The organism is Anaerolineales bacterium, assembly GCA_003105035.1.
In the GTDB taxonomy this organism is placed as follows: domain Bacteria; phylum Chloroflexota; class Anaerolineae; order Anaerolineales; family UBA4823; genus FEB-25.
The window spans coordinates 11910-33220 of record PQAL01000042.1; the positions used below are offsets into that span (position 1 = coordinate 11910).

The 21311-nt window shown below is 52.3% G+C and carries 23 protein-coding genes; 10 read left to right on the plus strand and 13 right to left on the minus strand.

Annotation, left to right across the window (positions count from 1 at the left end; genetic code table 11):
* Window positions 1–40: 40 nt before the first annotated feature.
* From C3F13_18080 to C3F13_18105, 6 genes are all read right to left on the minus strand, one after another.
* Window positions 41–1420: a hypothetical protein gene (locus C3F13_18080; protein ID PWB49747.1), complete on the minus strand. Its 1380-nt coding sequence runs from the start codon at window positions 1418–1420 to the stop codon at window positions 41–43.
* Window positions 1410–2258 carry a hypothetical protein gene (locus tag C3F13_18085; protein ID PWB49748.1) on the minus strand — a complete coding sequence of 283 codons (849 nt, stop codon included), beginning with the start codon at window positions 2256–2258 and terminating at the stop codon, window positions 1410–1412. Before C3F13_18085 ends, C3F13_18080 begins: the two co-directional genes overlap by 11 nt.
* Window positions 2255–3760 carry a hypothetical protein gene (locus C3F13_18090; GenBank protein PWB49749.1) on the minus strand — a complete coding sequence of 502 codons (1506 nt, stop codon included), beginning with the start codon at window positions 3758–3760 and terminating at the stop codon, window positions 2255–2257. Before C3F13_18090 ends, C3F13_18085 begins: the two co-directional genes overlap by 4 nt.
* Complete coding sequence (locus tag C3F13_18095; GenBank protein ID PWB49750.1) at window positions 3757–4044, minus strand: hypothetical protein; 288 nt, start codon at window positions 4042–4044, stop codon at window positions 3757–3759. The genes C3F13_18090 and C3F13_18095 overlap by 4 nt, the downstream gene beginning before the upstream one ends.
* A gap of 135 nt (window positions 4045–4179) precedes the next feature.
* Complete coding sequence (locus C3F13_18100) at window positions 4180–4452, minus strand: hypothetical protein (GenBank protein PWB49751.1); 273 nt, start codon at window positions 4450–4452, stop codon at window positions 4180–4182.
* A complete protein-coding gene (locus C3F13_18105; protein PWB49752.1) occupies window positions 4449–4802 on the minus strand; it encodes a hypothetical protein in 354 nt (117 codons plus the stop codon). The genes C3F13_18100 and C3F13_18105 overlap by 4 nt, the downstream gene beginning before the upstream one ends.
* Window positions 4803–5458: 656 nt before the next feature.
* Here C3F13_18105 and C3F13_18110 point away from each other — a divergent pair.
* Window positions 5459–5653 carry a hypothetical protein gene (locus C3F13_18110; GenBank protein PWB49753.1) on the plus strand — a complete coding sequence of 65 codons (195 nt, stop codon included), beginning with the start codon at window positions 5459–5461 and terminating at the stop codon, window positions 5651–5653.
* 170 nt (window positions 5654–5823) lie between these two features.
* Here the strand turns inward: C3F13_18110 and C3F13_18115 are convergent, their stop codons facing one another.
* Window positions 5824–6435, minus strand: coding sequence for a transposase (locus C3F13_18115; GenBank protein ID PWB49754.1), 612 nt, complete (start codon window positions 6433–6435; stop codon window positions 5824–5826).
* 268 nt (window positions 6436–6703) lie between these two features.
* On the opposite strand from C3F13_18115, the gene C3F13_18120 reads away from it, so the two are divergent.
* The 9 genes from C3F13_18120 (at window position 6704) to C3F13_18160 (ending at window position 15141) form a co-directional block, all read left to right on the plus strand.
* Entirely contained in the window at window positions 6704–7126 is a 423-nt protein-coding gene (locus tag C3F13_18120; protein ID PWB49755.1) for a hypothetical protein, read from the plus strand.
* Between the two features lie 124 nt (window positions 7127–7250).
* Window positions 7251–7958: a TetR/AcrR family transcriptional regulator gene (locus C3F13_18125; GenBank protein PWB49756.1), complete on the plus strand. Its 708-nt coding sequence runs from the start codon at window positions 7251–7253 to the stop codon at window positions 7956–7958.
* 12 nt (window positions 7959–7970) lie between these two features.
* Window positions 7971–8843: an ABC transporter gene (locus C3F13_18130; GenBank protein PWB49757.1), complete on the plus strand. Its 873-nt coding sequence runs from the start codon at window positions 7971–7973 to the stop codon at window positions 8841–8843.
* 9 nt (window positions 8844–8852) lie between these two features.
* Window positions 8853–9662, plus strand: coding sequence for an ABC transporter permease (locus C3F13_18135; GenBank protein ID PWB49758.1), 810 nt, complete (start codon window positions 8853–8855; stop codon window positions 9660–9662).
* A gap of 24 nt (window positions 9663–9686) precedes the next feature.
* The gene (locus C3F13_18140; GenBank protein PWB49759.1) at window positions 9687–10481 is read left to right on the plus strand and encodes an ABC transporter; all 795 of its coding nucleotides are present in this window, start codon (window positions 9687–9689) and stop codon (window positions 10479–10481) included.
* Between the two features lie 434 nt (window positions 10482–10915).
* Entirely contained in the window at window positions 10916–11566 is a 651-nt protein-coding gene (locus C3F13_18145; GenBank protein ID PWB49760.1) for a hypothetical protein, read from the plus strand.
* 205 nt (window positions 11567–11771) lie between these two features.
* Window positions 11772–12239, plus strand: coding sequence for a hypothetical protein (locus C3F13_18150; GenBank protein PWB49761.1), 468 nt, complete (start codon window positions 11772–11774; stop codon window positions 12237–12239).
* 2 nt (window positions 12240–12241) lie between these two features.
* Window positions 12242–12871 (plus strand): hypothetical protein, encoded by a 630-nt coding sequence (locus tag C3F13_18155; protein PWB49762.1) that lies wholly within the window; start codon window positions 12242–12244, stop codon window positions 12869–12871.
* A gap of 515 nt (window positions 12872–13386) precedes the next feature.
* Window positions 13387–15141, plus strand: coding sequence for a hypothetical protein (locus C3F13_18160; protein PWB49763.1), 1755 nt, complete (start codon window positions 13387–13389; stop codon window positions 15139–15141).
* A gap of 113 nt (window positions 15142–15254) precedes the next feature.
* Here C3F13_18160 and C3F13_18165 read toward each other — a convergent pair whose 3' ends face one another.
* The 6 genes from C3F13_18165 to C3F13_18190 all read right to left on the minus strand — a co-directional run bounded on the left by C3F13_18165 (window position 15255) and on the right by C3F13_18190 (window position 20829).
* Window positions 15255–15722 (minus strand): hypothetical protein, encoded by a 468-nt coding sequence (locus C3F13_18165; protein PWB49764.1) that lies wholly within the window; start codon window positions 15720–15722, stop codon window positions 15255–15257.
* Window positions 15723–15798: 76 nt separating this feature from the next.
* A complete protein-coding gene (locus C3F13_18170; GenBank protein ID PWB49765.1) occupies window positions 15799–16674 on the minus strand; it encodes an aminoglycoside adenylyltransferase in 876 nt (291 codons plus the stop codon).
* Between the two features lie 118 nt (window positions 16675–16792).
* On the minus strand, window positions 16793–17449 hold the full coding sequence (locus tag C3F13_18175; GenBank protein ID PWB49766.1) for a hypothetical protein: 657 nt from the start codon (window positions 17447–17449) through the stop codon (window positions 16793–16795).
* A gap of 469 nt (window positions 17450–17918) precedes the next feature.
* Window positions 17919–18773: a short-chain dehydrogenase gene (locus tag C3F13_18180; protein ID PWB49767.1), complete on the minus strand. Its 855-nt coding sequence runs from the start codon at window positions 18771–18773 to the stop codon at window positions 17919–17921.
* Between the two features lie 118 nt (window positions 18774–18891).
* Window positions 18892–19758 carry a hypothetical protein gene (locus C3F13_18185; GenBank protein PWB49768.1) on the minus strand — a complete coding sequence of 289 codons (867 nt, stop codon included), beginning with the start codon at window positions 19756–19758 and terminating at the stop codon, window positions 18892–18894.
* Window positions 19759–20025: 267 nt separating this feature from the next.
* The gene (locus C3F13_18190; GenBank protein PWB49769.1) at window positions 20026–20829 is read right to left on the minus strand and encodes a hypothetical protein; all 804 of its coding nucleotides are present in this window, start codon (window positions 20827–20829) and stop codon (window positions 20026–20028) included.
* Between the last annotated feature and the right edge of the window lie 482 nt (window positions 20830–21311).

The following is a 21311-nucleotide window of genomic DNA, read 5'->3' on the forward strand; positions in this document are numbered from 1 at the left end:
AAAAACCGCTGCAGCAAGATCGGGCAATTCTTGTACAAGATCACACATTGGGTCCTCCTGGCTGATTACCAGGCATAAACATGGGTTCGATAGGATCACTCTTGGCTTCGGAGATGATCTTGTCCAGCACATCATCTTCCTGGGGCTCGCCAGCAAACTTGAGCATCAGGTCCATGGCGATCTTGTGAAGTGTAGGCGACTTACCCAGCAGGGTATTCTGCAAGGTGGCGAAGCCCATCGAGAGGGCACTGGCTGCATCAGCCAGCAAACTGTTATCCCGTAAACTCACATCGGGAAGATCTGGCTTGAACAGCTGCTCATAATCGGTCTGGACCAGGGCCGGCTGAGCTGCAATCTCTACCGCCCGCAGGTAAGCCTGGTACAAAATATCCTCCAACATCCAGACAAAATATTGTTGTCTTTTCTGCAGGAAGCGTTCTGGAGGGCCTTGCATGGCTTCGGCAGTGGCCAGGTTCACATCTCCGCCTTCACCGCGCCAGTGGGGTGGCAGGCCTGCGCCGGCATCGATCATGGTGCGCACGGCCTTCATGTCATGGCCGGCGTCAGCACCACGCAGGCTGGGGGTGATGGTTTCCCATGTTTCACTTTCATCCTTTACCACGATCGATCCGCTCTCGGGTGGGGATCCGTACTGTGTGCTTTTACTTTCCACTTTATTACTCGGGACCGTGACAAGATACAAAAATGCTCGGGCTGCCCAATGCAATCTGACCCGATCTTCGAGCATCCTCGAATAACGTAACAACCAGGGGATGATCGTGGTCAGATCACTCTCACCCATCAAGGCCCCGATCGGCCGGTTGACGGCATAATGCAGCATGATGGCGTCAGCCATGGGTGCATCGGGATGATCGGGGGAGAGCCATTTCCTGGGATCATACTCACCGGCCGGCGGGGTTTCCCAATAGACCAACTCAGTTTCCCAATCATTCTGAGCGGTCTCAATCTTCTGGATCTGGTCTTTGGTGACGAAGCGAATATAACTCATGCCGTCTATGCTGTTTCTAAACAACAGCACAAATAGATCACCGGACCGGCTGAGCTCCTCCATCATGGGCACCAGGCGTAGGGCCATCCTATTCTTACGATGGTTCCAAAACTCCTTGATGAACTGATCCAGGGCAGCATCCTCGGAGCTGAGCTCGATGCCGGTGCCCACCACGAAGTTGACCGTGGTGTTGATGATGCGCCAGGCCATGGGGTTCTTGCGCCAGGCAGTCAGGCTGTCAGTGTAAAGCTCCTGGATCTCGGTCCAGGTACGATCATGTTTACGCCCACTGATGGTCTGCCAGTGATCATCGCTGGCCAGGTTCGGGCTGAGTGATACACTCGTGGTGTAACCTGGGCCATCAAAGCTTTCAGCTGTAAACAACCTGGTAAAGATATCTCTAACGTTCATTGAGCACCTCCATATATCGGTATCCATTCCGCTCGATGGCGGTCCAACCCCGGCGGTGCTTCACCCAGCAATCCGGTCCACCCAGCTCAACGCACTCCACGATCTCACCGCGGTTCAAGTGACCGATCTCAGCTGCCTTCATATCGGGTCGAGCTCGAATATGCAGGGCGTTGAACTGGGAGCGCAGGCGCAGCCTGGGCTGGGGTGGATCGAGCGGGCGGTAATTTCCAAACCACTGACGCATAGCTTTCAGGTTGCCATTGAACCAGTTACCATCGGCAGTCTCACTGCAGCCTGGGAACCAGAACCGATCGGTAAACTGCCAGATCTTGAAGTTGTTAAATCCGATCGGGATGGATGGAGAGCGGGCCGTGGTGTAATGGGCTACGATCAAGTCTGTAGTGAAGGCCCAATCGGGAGCTGGGCTGGTAACATGTTCATTCCAAAAGCCGGCACTGGTGTAGATGGCTACGTTGGGTCCATGCAGCCTGGCATGAAGATAGAGAATAAACGCTCGAATATCTTTCATGTACTCGCTCTTGGATTTCTTGGGGGCTTCCTCCAGATCGAGGATCAGCACAGGATAGTCACCTCCACTGGCCTGGTAGAAAACTTCGGCTTGCTCTTCTGGATCGGCGGAGGGCTTGTAATAGTGATAACAACTGTGTGGGATGCCTGCTTCCTGGCAGCCCTGCTTGTTGGACTTGAATAGGTCATCGACAAAATTCAACCCTTCGGTGCACTTGTAATATGCGAAGGGGATGTATTGGGAGGCTATGGACCAATCGATCATGCCTTCCCAATGGGATACGTCAACGCCAAAAGTGTATTGGTTCATGTGAATTTCAGCTCCTCCAAGATGTCACGCACCTGGATCACCTGGCTATCCCCCGTGCCCCAGGTTTCATCATCCAGCAGGCTGATCAACGCAGCTGAGATTACCAGGTCATCGTGCATGAGCTCCCCATCACTCACATCACGGGTGCCATCGGGTACACCCCACTTCATGAGCTTGCCAGGTCCATCCTTGATCTGATACTGACAATACTCCAGCTGCTTATTCATGGCACTGTCGAATGGATAATATTCTTTATACCGGCCGGTCTCTACGGTGGCCAGGAAGGTCCAACCTAGATCGGATTTGCTGGTCTGGCTGAACTCGAAGGGTAGCACTTTTGTGCCAATCTTGTCAGCCAGGAAGCCGGCCAGGCCTGCTCCTACACCGGTGGCGTCAATGATCACCTTGACCGGTGACCACAACGTATTGAGACCTACGATCGTTGAATACAACATGCTATGCTTGACGCCGATCCAGGTTAAGCGGTTGACCGCCTTGTAGATCGGCTTGCTGGCCAGGTCACTATCTTTGGGCAGCTCCAGCTCGAAGATGGTCAGGACCGTGCTATCTCGTCTTGGGTTGCTAAGCTGTGTGCTATCGTCAACCACGGTTTCATCCTGTCCTGCCACGTCAATGGTAAAAGCATAGATGTGTCCAGGTATGGGAGCGTTTTGTCTGCTGTGCGATCCAACCATGAGGGCACGGCGGGCCAGGGGAAACATACCGCCTTCACTGTCAATCTCCTCGGAAAAGTATTGGGTCCTCACCAACGGGTTATTTCTACCCAGCTTGATCACCTGGTCATCGACAAACTTTTTATAAGCCGGTACCTCGGCGCCCACATCATCGGCGGTGAGCACCCATGTACGGCGTATGCCGTCCGCCTGCTCCAGCAGGCGAGCTGCCCTGAGCTCACGGGCGAGCAAGGTGCGGGAGGTCCAGGCTGTGCCCCAAAACACACGGGTGGCATTGGTGGAGGCTGCCATGGGTGCGATCTCCTTATCCCACTTGCTGATCTCTACGTCCTGGGCTTCGTCACATTCCAGTAGTAGGCTGGCGGTGGCGCCCACGATCGAGCTGGTGGGAGATCCGCTGAGAAAATGGATCATAGCTGTGCCCACCTGGTAGATATAACCGGATCGCTTTTTCCAGCGGTCGCGGCAGATCAGGTTACGCTTGATGACCCGTTCCAGGCGGCGCATGGCGTTTAATGATTGGGGTTTCCAGGTGGGAGATACCTTCACGATTTCAGCCTGTTCCACGCTGCACAGGCTTAACAGGTAGGCTTCGATGTGGGCTTGCAGCTCGTTCTTGCCCGATTGGCGTGGGAACATGACCACGAACGTAAGCCCCTTGCCCTGGATGGCCGATTCAGTGATTGTCCTGGCTACCTGTTGTTGGTAGCTGCGCAGCCTGAGGCCTCCGGCTTCAATGCAAAAGCGGTTCACGTCGCGCAAGATTTCCTTGCATGTTTCAACCAGGCCTTCGCCATCGGGGTTCATGGCACCAGCAGGATACGCACCAGCTCGATCAGCGAGAGCAACCCGCCGCCAGCGGCCAGGCTCACCAGCAGCTTAAATTGGGTGGCGCTCTCAGTCAGCTCACGCAGGCGTTTCTCGTAGTCGGCAGCCTGGGTTTCTAGGCTTTGTAAGCGCAACAGGTAGACCTGTGCGATGTGCTCCTGCTCGGCGCGTGTCGCGGCTAGGTCTGCCTTGATCAAATCCAGGGTGTGCCCCAGCTGTTCAGAGATAAGTCGGGAGTTTGCATCATTCAATTCGTTTGTCATTTCAATTGGGCTGCTTTAAACTAACAAGGAAGAAATGAATTGATTGTTATATTGCCTGAGTTGCCTGGCTAAGGTTGATCGATTAACAGATCCGGTTGTTTGCTGACAGCTGAAACCTGATCACTGATAGCTGTATTAATCCCGATCCAATCCCCATTCGCGACGCAGCTCGCGGATGGCCGTGTCCACCGCCTGGGCAAAGTAATTTTGCGTAGGGCAGTTGCGCCGCTCACGGCAGGTGAGGCAGCGCTGGGTGGACCGGCGTAAGCGCCTGACCGCCCGGTGCAGGTCGTGAGCTTTGTCCAGCACGCTTCGGGCTTCGCTCAGGATCGGGCAGGTTGGGTTGGGCAGGCCGGGGGTGATAGGTCGGGATCCCACCTGGAGTGGCTTGGGTTGATTGTTTTTCATCGTTTACTCCTTAGTTCAGCGTTCACTTGTTGGATGGCAAGCGAGATCTCATCTGCCAGTCCACCATTCTGTTCAGTCAGGTTTTTCTGAGTCCGCAGCAGGCTTGCCAATCTGCCGGCAGCCGCTCCCAGGGCATCCAACACCCGCGTGGCCTCCCGCAGGTCGTCTATGCCATCGGATAGCTCCATCGTGCGGCGTATCATCACCCTTAGCAAGGTGATCTCGGGTTCCAGGTTGGCTGGGGTATCACTCGCCAGGTCTGAAGTCTCTGCGTTGTGGAACAGGCGTGAATAAAAGCCGTTTTTTAGTGCGTTCAGGTTACCTTTCGGGGCACCGCGGGGGTTGGTCATATCCTTCTATCCTTAATATCCTTTTGTAGGGGAAGGTCGGTCTCGGGTAATCGAATATTTCTCCATGTAGGGGTGGGTCTTCGACGAGGATTCCGAGGGGGTTAATGCCATGGAGTTGTACTTATCAACGATTCGATCGCACGCTGGCGACCCACCCCTACGATTACGCCCGTCGGATGAACCCCTGGCACGGGAGGTCGAGGATGTTACAGTGCCTTGGTTCCCTGGCAGGGGAGGCGCCGGATCGGACCAGGCAGCATGCGGGGCTGCCCTTTGGCGTTAAAAGAATTGGCACGGGTGAGCGGAGGTCTTACTCCGCATTGCCCGTGCCAGGGGTTCTGTGGACATTATAGCACATATGTTCTATTCTACAAGAGGGTTATGGATCTTTTAAGATTTCTCATCTTGCCTGGATTTGCAGAAAAAACACCCGAATTTATCTAATTCGCTTATAAGTTACCATATTTCCGAGCATAGGTTTCTTGAAGCTGCATTGCCTGCCAGTGTGGATACCACGAACATTTCATGCATAACTACGCCTGTGAAATAAGATAATAATAGTCGGAAAATGGTGTTACAATCATAGGAGATATTCTTATGATTATTGGCACCGCTGATGTAGCGGGAGGGTTTTTTGTTCAAGGGAGGAAAATAATATGGGTATCATTCTGAACATCATTGCTGCTGTTCTCATCCTCGTGGGTGGTGTGTGGATCTTGCAGGGAGTCAATATCCTGCCTGGCAGCATCATGACCGGGCAGAGTCAATGGGCCCTGTATGGAGGGATTGCCGCCCTGGCAGGTTTGGTCTTGCTGGTGCTGGCGAACCGAAAAAAGTCACCCTCGCCATAACGAGGTATGGTTGGGGCATAATTGCGAGGATAGTAACCTGGTCACCTGCACGTTTTTTATGCAATCCATCGTAGGGGCAGGTCGTTAGTGCGTACTGAGGTGTGACCATAGAGAGCCTCTGTCTCTGGCGGGATTGGATTTCCCGTCGAAGACCTGCCCCTAGATTGCCCTCATACCTTATATTCCTTGTCCTCCATCCAGTGCCGGGGATTGTCGATAATATACGCACGTAAAGCATCCAATTCGCGCTGGTTTCGAACAATCCGCTCGTAATAATTCCTTTGCCACACTGCACAGCCTGTGGTTCCCCGGATATTGTTGATCCTGCGTGCAGAATCTGATTTTAACGAGCGGATTAATTCCGATAAGGCATAGCGTTTCCCTTTGTAGGGGCGGGAAACCTGCCCGTTGTAGGGGCGGGTCTTCAACAGGTTATCTGTTACCGATTGATCCACCAGATCAAACTTATCAGCTGCTTGATGACTAGCCGATGACCCGCCCCTACCGATTGCTTCGTTGATAACAATTATTCCGTGAAAATGGTTTGGCATGATTACTGAAAAGTCCAAAGTGATATTCAGAAATCGATGTGGCAGCTGCCCCCAAACTTTCTGAGCGATTTCCCCGCACAAGCTGAGCTTCATCATATCACCCACGACTTCCCCGAACAGATTCAATCGGTCCATCGTCACTAACGTAACAAAATAAGCCCCTGGCGATGAATAATCGTATCCCTTTAGCCGGATCGACCGCCGCAGATGGAAACGTTGATCGTATCTCATATCGCAATTTTACCCCTTCCACCAGCGCATCCTTTTGTTGGAGTGGGTCGCCAGTGGTAAATTCAGGCAGTGATAAGAATGACTCAATGGCTTTCTGGATATCAGATCACCCGTCGAAGACCCGCCCCTGCTTCGCCTTTACCCACGATGCGCACTAAATCGGATAATTATTATCCGGAATGATGATATAATTCCTTTCTATAGGGGCAAAGCATCCTTGCATGGGGGTGTTCCCTATGAGGATGGCCCCACGAAAGGAGATTCTCATATGAAGCTCAGGACCTTTTTGATAATCAATGCTGTCGTAGCAGTGATTGTTGGTATCATTCTGGTCCTCATTCCACGGACGGTCGTTCGTTGGTTCGGCCTGCCCGCCGAAACCGGCATGGATATCGACAACCAGTTCTACGGATCTGAGCTGATACTGATGGGCCTGGTCTGTTGGTTTGCCCGTAACATCATGGAAGCCAAATATCAGCGGGGAATCACTGCAGCTTTCACCATCGCCAACCTGATCAGTTTCGTCCTGGCAGTTATCGCTCAGGTCAATCGCACCTTCAACGCACTGGGCTGGATCGCGGTGATAGCCTACCTTGTTCTTACGCTGGTGTATGGATATTACTATTTCACCATACCCGCCCAGGTGTCGGAGCTACAGCCGATGGAACAACATTCTGAAACAGTCCATTAGGCAAATGGCATTAAAAACCTCACAGGCCTCCTGGCCTGTGAGGTTTTTTTTAACTTGACAACCCTTATCTTCCAGCATATAATTTCCAATAATAAACCGACCGTCGGTTTATTAAAGAGCGTGAATGGCCCGTATTGTCAATCCCGAAGAACATGAAATGCGCCGTGCCGAGATCCTTGGTGCGGCCGAGCGTTTGATCTATACCAGAGGCTATGAGCAGGTGTCTATCCAGGATATCCTGCGAGAGCTGAAGATCTCCAAGGGGGCTTTTTATCATTATTTCGATTCCAAGCAGGCCTTGCTTGAAGCCATTATCGAACGCATGGCCAGCCAGGTGCTCCAGCTGCTGCAACCCATCCTCCAGGACGAGCACCTTTCAGCTCCAGAAAAGCTGCGTTGTGTGTTTGATGCCGCCTCGCGTTGGAAGACCGACCGCAAGGAGGTGCTGTTATCCATGATCAGCGTCTGGTATGCTGACGAGAACGCCATCCTGCGTCACAAAGCCCAGGCAGCTTTGCTGCCCCCGATTGCAGACATCATAACAAGCATTATTCGCCAGGGGGTTGGTGAAGGTCAATTCCACACAGCTTTCCCCGACCAGGCCAGTACCATCCTTTTTGCATTGCTGCAGAGCTTTGGTGATAGCCTCGTCAAGATGCTCGTACAGCCGGAGCCTGCACCCGAGAGCTTGCCTCGCCTGGAAGCCCTGTCTGCCTCCCATCAAGATGCTGTGGAAAGCATCCTTGGTGCCAGGCCGGGTTCGTTACCCCTGTTTGATACGTCGATATTGAGAGAGTGGTTTCCCCTTTCTTCAGATAACATAAATCACTAAAGGAGCTGCACTATGAGCGTCATCGAAGTAAACAAGCTGACCAAGTACTACGGAAAATCCCGCGGGATTGTGGATGTATCCTTCAACGTGGACCAGGGAGAGATCTTCGGCTTCATTGGGCCCAATGGGGCCGGGAAGTCCACTACCATTCGCCTGCTGCTTTCACTGATCCATCCCACCAGTGGCAGTGGCAAGGTGTTCGGTCTGGATGTTACTACCCATGGCCCTGAGATTCGCCGCGATATCGGCTACCTGCCTTCCGAGGTCTATTATTATGAGGGGATGAAGGTCAAAGACCTGTTGAAATACTCAGCCAGTTTTTATGCCTGTGACTGCACCCAACGCATGAATGAGCTGGCTGACTTGATGGAGCTCGAGATGAATCGCCGCATCAACGATCTTTCCTACGGCAATAAGAAGAAAGTTGGGATTGTGCAGGGTTTGCTGCACAGCCCTAAACTGCTCTTCCTGGACGAGCCCACCGCCGGCCTCGACCCACTCATGCAGCGCAAGTTCTTCGATCTGATCCGCGAGGAAAACAAGCGTGGGGTGACGGTGTTCTTCTCCTCGCACATCCTGGGCGAAGTGCAGCGCCTGTGCAACCGGGTGGGCATCATCCGCGAAGGCAAGATCGCCGAAATCTCCGATATCCGTACCTTGCAGCAGAACAACTACAAGAAGGTGCGCGTGGAAGCGGCTGGTCTGGACGCTGCCGCTTTTGATCTCCCCGGCGTGACCAACCTGCAGACTGAAGATAGTGCGGTGTATTTCTTCTTCAAGGGCGATATCAACCTCGTGATGCAGAAGGTCAGTTCGATCCAGGTCAGCGATGTGATCATCGAGGAACCGACCCTGGAAGAGATCTTCATGCACTACTATGAATAGGTGGTGATCATGAGCGCAACGATCTACAAACATGAGTTTCTCGCCCGGCTGAAATCGGTGCTTATCTGGTCGGTAGCGATGGTGCTGCTCCTGCTCGTATTTTTCTCGATCTTCCCGTCTTTTTCCAGCCAGGCGGCTTTGTTGAATGAAATGCTAGCCAAGTTCCCACCCCAGCTGCTGGAAGCGTTCGGGATGACCCACATCGATCTGGCTAGTATCCTGGGCTATTTCGCTTTCCTGTTCACTTTCGTCCAGCTCTGTCTGGCTATCCAGGCAGCCAATTATGGGGTTGGCCTGGTCTCGGTGGAAGAGACAGAATTGACTGCCGACTTCCTGATGACGAAACCCGTCAGCCGGTTGCAGGTGATGAACAGCAAGCTGTTGGCCGCCCTCTCCAGCCTGCTCTTCACCGACGTGATCGTCTGGGCGAGTACCTTTATCAGCATTTATGCATTTAATGTTGGCAACAGCTTCGATGCAGGCAGGTTGGTGCTGATCCTGGTCAGCCTGCTAATCTTGCAGCTATTTTTCTTGAGCGTAGGGCTGGTGATCTCACTGCTGGTCAGGCGTGTACGCAGTGTAACGCCTTACGGGCTTGGGCTGGCTTTCGCTGCCTATATCATCAATGGTTTCAGTGGGATTTTTGGCGATGTTAAGCTCGAGTACATTACGCCTTTCAAACACCTGGATCCGTCTTATATCGTCCAGAACGGGGCCTTCAATACCCCCCTGGTATTGCTCAACCTGGCGGTCAGCCTGATTGCCCTGGCGATTAGTTACTGGCTGTACCTTCGCCGGGATATCCACGCAGTGTCTTGAGCGATTGCCTGAAGGAGTTTATGTATGAACATCTTTTTTCGTGAGCTCAAAGCGAATGTTAAGTCGTTGATCATCTGGTCGATAGTCATTGGCATGTTCACCATCGTAGGCTCGGCCAAGTTCTCAGCCTATGCCAACAACCCCGAAATGCTGAAAGTGTTGGATGCGATGCCAAAGGCGATAATCGATGCCATGAGTCTGCAGGCTTTCAACCTGACTACCGTGACCGGGTTTTACGGGATTATGTTTGTCTATTTCGGATTGATGGGTGCGATGGCTGCCGGCCTGTGGGGTACCGATATGATCTCCAAGGAGGAGCGCGATAAGACGGTTGAGTTTTCACTGGTGCTACCGGTCTCGCGCAGCCGCGTGATCACCGCCAAGGCGATGGCGGCTTTGATCAACTGCATCGTGCTTGTGCTGGTCACCTGGGCGATCTCAATCCTGGCCGCCCGTAGCTACGCTCCCGACATGAGCTTCTATAGCTTCTTACGTCTCGAGATGATGGCAATGTTCCTGATTGAGCTGATCTTCCTGGCGATCGGTATCATGCTGGGGGCCGTGATGAAGCAGTACCGTCTCTCGGGGACGATCGCGGTGGCGCTTATCCTGGTGACCTATTTCTTCTCGATTATTACCGTAATGCAAGAGAAACTGGATTTTCTCAAATATCTAACCCCGTTCAAGTATTTCGATCCAGCAGTATTCTTGAACAGCCATACGCTGGATGGTACCTACCTGGCGATTTCAGCCGGCATCATCGTGGTGTGCCTGGTGGCTGCCTACCTGGTCTACAACCGCCGGGATTTGTATATATAGCCTGTTTCCCTTTTAATTGGGCACGATCACCTGCTTCGACAGGCGTGATCGTGCCCTTTTTTTGTCATCGCGGCCAACCCCGCTGGTTATCGGGATAGGAAGGAGGTCATTTTTTTGACCGACTGATGAAGCAATCTTCCTCTTGCCATTCTGTGCTGGAAGATACATGAATATATGTTACTCACGATCGTCACTTGAAGATCCTGGCATAGCCCACCGGGCAGGTGCTTCGGCGAAAACCGCGTTGCAATGTCTCTATATTATCATTGCGTAAACCCTGCATATCTCAGCGTCCCCAAAATCGACTCCCAGTCGTAAACATTCAGCCTGGCTGCATGATAAGAGGCTTACTCACCGATCTTACACAGGTTTTTTGCATATAAGGGTATAATATTTTTCTTGAAATCGTGCATGTTCGGAGGGAGGGATACTCCATGCTAACGCTATACGAAGAACTTCTGCTGATTACTATCCATGAAGATAAAGGCATTTTCATCCGCGACGCCGTCGAACCGCTTAAACCCGGCCTGATAGGGGCCCTGCTGGCTGAACTGGCCTTTGCGAATAAGATCACCATCACCAGCAACCACCGCTTAAAGCTTGCGGATAGCTCACCAACCACCGATCCGCTATTGGATAGCATGATCGAGAAGCTGAAGGAATCTGAGAAGGACCGGAAATTTGGCTACTGGATCACCAGCTTGAACCCCAAGCCTGAGAAATTGCAAAAGCAAATTACTGCCAGCCTGGTCCAGAAGGAAATTCTCACCCAGGAAGATGACCGCCTGGGATGGGTCGTTCCTTCCCATTTTCACCCGGAAGTCAAAGCCACCACCAAGTACTCGGTCATCAAGCTGCTGCGTGGCATCGTCCTGGCTCAGGAAGAAGCCCACCCTAGAGAGATCGCCTTTCTCAGCCTGCTCAGCGCATGTGATCTGTTGGGTCTGGTGTTTTTACGTGATGAACGCAAGGCTGCCAGCCAGAAAATAAATGAGTTGGTGGTGTTCCATGCCATGCAAAACCCCACCCTTGACATCATTCAGGAGATTGACGCAGCCATTGCCTCCGTGGTGGAAGAGGATTAGCTGTCCATTCGGTAATCTACCCGGCCTGGCAGGTGAATAACACCTGGCAGGCCTTTTGTTATCCGGATGGTATAATATGAAATCGGACAAGAATCGTCCTGTTATGGTTGCCGGGTTTGCCCAGGGGAGAAAAAATGATTAACCATACTCAACGCTATATCACCAAGAATGAACGTGAAATCACAGTTATCTCAGTGGAGGAAAAATGATACCTTTCTTTACCGCCCTTTCAGATCGTTTTCATGAGCTGCACAGCGAGGTGCTGCGCGACCTGGAGGTGCTTCCCGACCTGGCCCTGGATTGGAAGCCTGGCAGTGAGATGAACTCTATCGCCGTCATCATTATGCACCTGACTGGTGCAGAACGATTTTTAATCGGCGATGTGATCATGGGGGAGCCTTCCAATCGCAACCGCGATGATGAGTTCAAGGCAGCCGGGCTGGCTCGTAAGCAGCTGGTGGATCGCTTGAATCAAACCGAAATCTACCTCAATACCGCTTTCGAAAGATTGAGCCTGGATGACTTACAAGCCCAGCGATTGCACCCTCGCCATGGTGATCAGGTGTCGGTATCATGGGCCCTGTTGCATGCCCTGGAACATGCTGCCACCCACGTCGGCCACATCCAGCTGACCGTGCAGCTATGGCAGCAACGGACGGTCGGAGAGTCCTAGGCATGTCACTTTTGTCCCAGCTGTCATCCCAGGTGGGCGACCGCAGCGAAGCCTCCAACCTGCGGGTTGTCGGCCTTTGCCTGGAGGACCCCATCTTATTGAAAGAGATTAACCTCGGCCTGGCTGAAGATGACCCAGCCCTGCTGGGCGATTGTGCTGAAGTTATAACCAAGGTTGCAGAGACCGATCCCGCGTTGGTCGTCCCGTACGCGGCTGCCCTATCGGTCTTGCTGCTTCACCCGAACACGCGCGTGCGATGGGAAGCCACACACGCCATTGCCCTCATTGCTGGGCTTGTCCCTGCCATGCTGAGCGCCTTAATGCCCATCCTGGTTCGTATGCTGCGCGAAGACCAGAGCGTCATCGTCCGCGACCACGCCGTGGATGCGCTTGGGAACTACGCTGCTACCGGTGCCCATGCTTCTGAGTGCGTTTACCCTTACCTGCTCGAAGGACTGACCCTGTGGGACGGCAAGCAGGCTGGCCACGCCTTGCATGGCCTGGCAAAGGCCGCTCACTACCTGCCTGCCAGGCAGGCTGAGCTGATTGAGATCGCCAATATCTATTCATATTCTGATCGCCCTGTCATTGCTAAATCTGCTAAAGAGCTTTTCAAAGCCGTCACCTCATAATTTTGCAGCCTCATGAGCCTGAATGACAGATTCCATCCGCCGCACCAACATTTTGTAGGGGCGTAGGAGAGGAATCCTTCCAACCTCCAACAGAAACCTCTCTCCTACGCCCAATATATCAGCCTCTAGTATGTCCTCGTGAAAAAGCACAAGCCTCCTGTCTCTCCACGTGTAGGGGCGGGTCACCTATTTTTATTCGAGGTGTTTGCAATAAAGGCACAATGGCACCTTCGATATTCGACGACCCGTCGAAGACCCGCCCCTACTCGAAAACCCTCTCGCACACTCAGTCACTCATCACCTCTGCCCCCTGGTTTGCGTTGTGAAAAGGGTGTAAGGCTTGCGCCCAATGTGGAATTCTACTACTCAGACTTCCATCCAACTTGCTTGACATCTCCCCGTCAGCGGGTATAGTTTACGTGAACCTGAATGCTCCTGAAAGCGTAATTTTTGTAAACCAATATTCTTTCAGCTGAATCCGTTAATCTGATCATTACAACCCTCAAGGATGATATATGGACAGAAAATTGTTGCCAGCCGCGATCATTTTCGTCTGGGTGCTTCTCACCGGGTGCAGCTCGGTGGCTCGCAATCAAGCAACGCCCGCCATCACCTCTACACCAATTCCTGAGCAACCTTATAGCACCATGAGCTCACAGCCATCGCATGGCCTGGCCGGCGGTGATTCGATCGGTGACGCCTATATCCCCAGCATAGGCAATACCGGCTACGACGTACTGCAATATGACCTGGATATCCAATTTTCAGGTTCGATCGACGCCATCACCGCGACTGTGACCGTGTCCTCGGTTGTCACCCTCGACGATCTGGGGCGGTTCAGCCTGGATTTTACCGGTTACCAGGTGGATAGCGTGCAGGCAGGCAACCAATATGTGCCTTTTTTCCGGGATGCTGGAAAGCTGTATATCGATTTGCCGAAAGCCCTTTCAAAAGGTGAGCAACTGGTCACCCGGGTGGCCTACCACGGACCAGCTATCCCGCAGGATTCGCAATTCATCAACCTCGGCGGCCTGGGCTTCCACGTGATTGAAGGAAACAACCTCACCTATGCCTTTGGGGAGCCTGATGGGGCACATGCCTGGTTCCCCTGCAACGATCACCCCCTGGATAAGGCCGAATACCGTTTCAGCCTGACGGTGCCGAAGGGCTTTACCGCGGTCGCCAATGGCACCTTGCTGCAGACCACCAGCAAAGATGACCGCCAGGTGTTCAACTGGTTGGCAAAAGATCCCATGGTAACCTACCTGGCGACTGTGGTGGTGGGCAAGTATGAGCGCCTGGACAAGCCAGCAGTCGGGGAGGTGAAGATTCGCCATTATGTGCTTGAAGGAGATTTTAATTACTCCGACAAGTTAAATGATACCCGGGATATACTTGAGTATTACTCTGACCTGATTGGCCCGTATCCCTTTAGCGAGTTCGGTTTCATCATCATTCGCACCAGTGATGACGTGGCACAATTCGCTGAGGAGACCCAGACCATCGTAATGGTCGATCGCGGCTATATGCTAAGTGAATCAGCCGTGGGAGTGCTGGCCCACGAGCTGGCCCACCACTGGTTTGGCGATTCAGTCAGCTTGGCCAATTGGAACGAAGTGTGGCTCAAGGAAGGCATGGCGACCTATTTGATGGTGCGCTGGTTGGATCACCAGGGTTACGTTGGCTTACAGGCGCTGATGGCTGATCTGGAAAACGTCCTGGTTACCAATGCAGCTAATCTAAACCAGCCACTCAACCAGCCTTTGCCTTCCACGATGTATGGGCCGAACACCTATGACAAGGGTGCCTGGGTCTATTACATGCTCAGCCAGCAAATGGGCGAGCCGGCCTTCACCACCTTCTTACGCGAGTACTACAAGCGTTTTGCAGATGGAAATGCATCCACGGTCGAAGTACAAGAGCTGGCAGAGGAGGTCAGTGGGTTGGATTTGTCTACTTTCTTCCAGGAGTGGGTTTATGGTTCGGGTAACCCTGATTTGCATGTCAGCTGGGCCACCCTTCCCGAGGGAGTGGCTGTGCAGGTCTGCCAGGCAGGTGGCGGGCAGGTATTCAGCGTGCCGCTGGAGATCAAGTTAGCGGCAGCGGATGGCACTTCCCAACAAGAGGTAATTCCGCTGGACGAAGGTCAGGAGCAGGTCACATACAGCGTACCGTTCACAGTAACCGAGCTGCAGGTCGACCCCGATCAGAAGCTGCTGGCAGGTACCACCGTATCTCAGGTGGATGCATTATCGGCCTGTGCCCCCTGAATACCTAATCGTCTGGTTATCAGAAGAAATCGTAAAAATTCTCATGATGGCAATGACATCTTAATTGTGATGATCAGCACCATAAATCCAACGAATTTTCGTTATGGTGATTGTCAATCAAGCTCATCTTCCTGTGGGGCATTTGACAATGAATTCAATGCCTCGAACCTTCGCTCGTACTCTTTGTTATGGAAGGTTAGTTTTCCATCCGAATTAAGGATCGCCGGGCGTAGCGGTTCGAGCACAAATTTACCGAACACGAACTGGAAGCCGCGTTCCAGGATGATCAAAAAGACGATCGTTAACCACGCTACATTGATCTCGACCGAGAACCACGCGATACCAAAAATAAGAATTGAGAAAACGAGAATGCCCAATAAATAGTTGAGGATCGTTTTATTGCGATACCTTCGTTTACAATCTCCACAGATTGGAAATTCCAATACATACTTCTGTGTGAGCCGATCCTTGCGGACCACCTTTTTTACCCTGTATTTTCCATCGCCAATCGCAGTGTTGCAATAGCAGCACTCAAACGGGACCTTAATTGCGCGCTCATCGAACCATTGAACAGACTGCATCCTTTCACCTCATCGCCTACGCTCACAAGGAGAGAGAATTGGTCTTCGCCCTATACTATAAGTGGTCTGGATGGTTCTAATACATTTCCCTGGCATTGCGGGGAAGGCTACGCACATGCAGCAGGTGGGCACTCACCCGCTCATCATCGCCAAATGGGTAGGTGAGGCCGAAGTGCTCTGCCAGCGGAATGGCAATCCGCCGGAACAGCTCCCCCATGGCGAGCAGCGCATCCCAGGTATGACCATAATCGCCATCTGAATAGGTTTGCAGCAGCAGCTGCCACAGCTCAGGTTCAAGGTACTTCTCGAGGTACTTGCCCATCTTGCCGGGGAACACCTTGTTTCCGGTCTGCATGCCCACATACCAGTACAGCATCTTTATTAGCTGCTCGCGCATATACAGGTCCAGAATGTGTTTGGCGTACACGATTTCCCACCGCCACAACCCCTTGGCCACGTAAGGGTTCACCCACCAGAACTCATTGGTGCAGTCGAAATACTGTTTGGCAGTCGGTGGCCTGGGTATGTAACCCGAATCGCTGGGCGGGGGGTATATCGGCAGGAGGCCGTCTTTGTCCAGCAAGGTTAAAGTCAGGCTATCTTCTTCCAGTTTGTCAAGCTTGCCCACCGGCAGCAGGCTCAAGTCGATGCGGTTCCCATCCATGAACTGCATCAGATAGCAGTATGAATCCTTGTCCTTTGGGTCAGGGGGCGGGTCTGACATTTCATCCGGCAGTTGCAAGACCATCAGCTCACCGAACATCTTGATCCAGCCGGGGTTGGCCAGGAAGCTATCTTTCTCGGTCACCACGTAAATAACGTCATAGTCCTGGAAAAAGTCCTTGGGGGCGTTGGGGTTGACGCGTGAGCCGTTCATAATCACTGCCCGCACACGTTCATCATTGCGGGCAGTGGTAATGATCAGGTCAAGCATTTCTTGTTCGCTACGCATGATATTCCTCAATCCGATGGAATTAATGGCTGGGTGTATGGATTATCTCATAATCCACATGTGAATGTTTATCTACTTTCCACGATACACGCATTCATTCCTGAAAAGACCATACTTCTCATTTTATCGTAAACATCCCCAAGTAGAACAGCAGGAATCCGACCGTATCAACGATGCCATGGGTGAGGATGGGTAGCCATAGATTTTCGCCGGATAGCAGATACAGCACCCCGAGCAGCAGCCCTGCCAGGAAGGTATCGGCGACCCCGGTGACACCCTGGTAGATGTGTGCTGCCCCGAAAGCCAGCGAGCTGACGAGTAAGGCAGCCACAATTCCGGTCCGTTTCGTGCCGAACAAGTCGGTCAGCCGGTTCAAGAAGTATCCCCTGAAGAACATTTCCTCGATGAAAGCCGCTTCCGTCCAGGTGAGCGCCAGCAATAAGATCAGTGCTGGCAGGCTGCCTTGCACAAAGCTGAATTGAGACAGGTCGATGGATTGCCCCGTCAGGCGCTCGAGCAAAGGGCCGATGATAAGGATGTCCAGGAGTTGGTAACTCACGCCGATCAGCACTGCCAGCCCGATCGTAATGCCCCAATTGCTGGGACGCCGCAAGCCCACATCCCGCCACTTCAGATGGCGCAGGCGCAAGGAACCCCAGCCCACCAGGAACAGGGGTACGACGGGCAGGGGGAACAACCCGCGCACAGTACTGTAACCGCACACCGCCAGCAGCAGGATTTCGAGCGCAAGGAGTAAAGTGCGTTTCAAGGTCATTTCAGTTCATACGTCTAACGAAATTTCGGATACCTACTCGTGTATTATATTGCTATACTGGAAGTAATGTATTTTGTCGAGTCATATACTCTCGCCAAGACATTCTACTGTCATTGCGAGGAGCGATCTAGGCGACGAAGCAATCTTTCTATAACCACTCTGTGTTCATACATTCGTAAATGTAGGTTGAACAACTATTTTATTGAAGATCCCGGCATAGCCCACCGGGCGGGGGCTTCGGCAAAAATTGCCTCGCCATGACACTGGACTGTCATTGCGAATGGTTTGGTGCTCTTCCAAACCAGAAGCAATCTTCCCCAAACACTTTTGCGCAACTCGACCCTACATGCAGCTTGAGCTTGCCTGTAAATTGAAGATCCCGGCAAAGCCCACCGGGCAGGTGCTTCGGCAAAACCCGCTTTCCATGGAAAATCACCATGGATTCCGCAATGACCCTTGGATTTTTTCCTCAATAAGTCCACACCGGCTGGGTGCCATCATTATCAGTAAAGCCGTACTCCCGCGCCAGCTTCCCCGAGATCAATGCCTGGCCACTCTTTTGCATCACCTTTTTGTCGCATGCCAGGGCAACCACAGCCTTGCCGATGTAGAACGGGGTCTCCGAATAAGCGAAGAACCGATCATGTTGGACAGCTTCCTTCCAGTTCGCTTCTGTAACTCCGAAGTGATCCAGCATCTCTTCCGAGCGCAGGAAACCTGGCGTCAGGGCGATAACTGCGATCTTGTGTTGGTGTAGTTGCTTCGCCAACGATTGTGCCAAGCGGATGTTGGTGGCCTTTTCCAGGTCATAATAAAAGTTAAATTCGCGTATCTCGTTACCGGTGCCATCCGTCACTTCGACTACCAACCCACCTCCATGTTCGACCATCAGCGGGATGCCATAATAACTGGTGATGATATGGGATAGCGACCCATTCTCCAGCAGCTTGAGGCCCTTCTCGAGTGAGTGCTCCAGGAAGGGTTTAAATTCCAGGTTGGCATCACCCGTCAGGTCATTGACCAGCACATCCAACCGGCCGCTTTGTTCCTGCCTCACTTGCTCAAACAGCCGTTTGACCTGTTCGGGGTCAGAATGGTCAACCCGCACGGATATTCCCACGCCACCTCTCCCTGTTACCATCTCCGAAGTCTCTTCGATGGTTTCCGTACGGTTTTTGTCGGATGGCTGATTTCTGATTGACCGGCCAGTACAGTAAACCGTAGCACCAGCTTCGCCCAGCATGCAGGCGATTCCCCGACCGGCTCCCCGTGTCGCCCCGGCGACCACGGCTACCTTTCCTTTGAGTTTTCCTGTGAATTCCATGTCGAGTAGTATGACCCCTTCCGCATTGGCTATCAAGCCTGAGTAGCAAGTAGCTGCTCACTGTTCGATTTTTGTTGAGCCGGTAAGTGCCCGAGATACTGTTGATTGTGATATTCAGCTATCCGCCGGCTTGGCCTCCAGCTGGTAAGGGAGCGTCACGTTCCGGAAATGCCAGCACTACCACGCCGGCGACAGCCATCCCTAATCCAATGACCGCTGGTAGCAAGAGCCCTTGCCCGTTCGATACAGTCTCCCCGAAAACGGTCGCCCCCAGCAGAGTGCTAGCAATAAGCGTGGTGGCGTTGCTGGCAGCCATGGCTGGGGCCAGGTATCCGGCTTTTAGACCCGATTGTTGCATTGCAAACCCCACCAAAGCCGAGATGATCAACCCATACGTTGTCCAGCTGGTCAGCAGGTAGGCTACTCCGTTTCCAAGCTGATTGACGAACACCTTGGTCACCGCAGCCTGGAAGGCGTAGCATAATCCTGCTGCGGTTGCAAATAAGGCTGCAGACATGGTACCGCGTCGCTTGCGGGCTTGGCTAGCCAACAGAATGATGATGACTGCGATAGATAAACCGGAAACCAGCCACGCTGAAGCATCTGGTTGATCGATGCCGCCTTGTGGCTGACCGATGCCCAGGAAGACAATGATCCCGAGCAATGTAGCTAACGCACCGATGATTGAGCGGCGTCCGACCCTCTGATCTGTCAGGCGCGCACCCAAGGGAAGAGCGAACACCAGGCTGAGAGCGCACAGGCTTTGGACGATTACCAGGCTGCCATCCACCAGTGCGGCTGCTTGCAGAATCCACCCCATCACCTGAAGCATGCCACCTGCCAACCATATCGGTTTGTGCAGGATCTCTCCCAGAAAACGGGGATCACCTTCTACGGCTTTGGTCTGTAGGGTGCCTTTTTGTTGAAGGACTGAGCCAAGGGCAAATGATAGCGCAGATAATAGGGCAAGCAGGTAGGGTGACATTATAACCTCACATCATCTGCACGATAACCACCAGTCAGTTACCGACAAATTAACCGGAAATTGACCTTGATGGGTATTAATCGCTAACATTATCGCAACCCGGTATACAGGCAGGGTTCATTTTCATCTTGCCGAATTATAATCTACGCCCTCTGGTGGCTGTTAATATTTACTGTGTCTCAATCAGGCTTGATTTTCCTTCTGCTTCACAACTGCTTAGCTAAAACCATCACCCGCTGTGCGCGTGGAACGATGCAGGATTGTACGTTAATTGTCGATTGGCAGCGACATAGAAAAATTGCGCACTGCAGCCGCGAATTCAACAGGGCGTGCCGCATAGGTCGCATGTCCTGCGCCGGTGATTTCGACAAGGCGGCAATCACGAATTGAATCAGCCACGATTTTTGCAATTTCTGTGAACCACGCGGTGCTGTTAGATCCATACATCACCAGGCAAGGACGATTAATTTTCCCTAGGTCTGCGGTGGTGAGCTGGTACAGCGGTTGCTGCAAGTCGGCCAGCATTGCCGTCAGGTTTGCGCGATAAATTCGTTTACGGTCATCAGAAGCACGCCCCCAAAAATCCGGATCGATGATGTTGAAAAAAGCGTCTACCGCAGTCTGTGGCTGGTCACTTGCTAATGCCTTTTCAACTGCTGGTTTAACCTGTGACATAAAATCAGCCATTAAGGATGGTGATAATGCAAACACTGGTGGTTCGGATAAAGCTGCACCACGAACTAGCTTGGGGTAGCGGCGAAGCACATCGATCGCGATGCGCGCTCCTCCGCTCGATCCGACGAGGATCACCGGATCAAGATGCAGCTGCTTAATCAATTCGGCTGCATCGTCCGCGTGCAGCTCGACCGACTCGGGGATGCCATTTGTCTTCGCGCTGCGTGTATGTCCCCGTCGATCGTATGCCACACAGCGAAATGCACTGCTAAGCTGCTGCATTTGGTCATTCCATACATCCGCATAACCTGCCATGCCGTGAATAAATAGTATAGAAGGACCTTCGCCTATTTCTTCAAAGTACAGGGTTGTACCATTGATATTGATAGTTGACATTCATGCTCCTTATTTGGTATCAAGCCATTTTGCTTGGTGGGTGGACGCCGTCCGCCCCTACAGCTTTTTTTCCTTCTTGACCAGACCCCCATACCCATAAAGTATAAAGAATATGGCATACCTATGGGTAGCTTACTATTATTCTCCCAGCCTCCTTTTTCTCCCCTCAGAACTAACATCAAAAAGATAGGCTTGGTGATCCTATTTATGCTGTATTACTCAATACGGTGGCGACGCCTATGGTCAGCGATAAAATCTCGAAAGATTTCCACCCTATTTAGAGACATATTTTATCATAAAAGGCATATTTATTGATGCAGACTGGGAGACGGGTCAATCTTTTTGGTTCAACCTCAATAAGGAGTTGACAACTCCCCCATTTTTTTTGTAAAAGGGGGGAGATAGGGTTTCATAAATGTATTATGTGTGGAGTCGGCATTGAGCTTGATATTGAGAAGCACGATGCAATTCGGCAATACCAT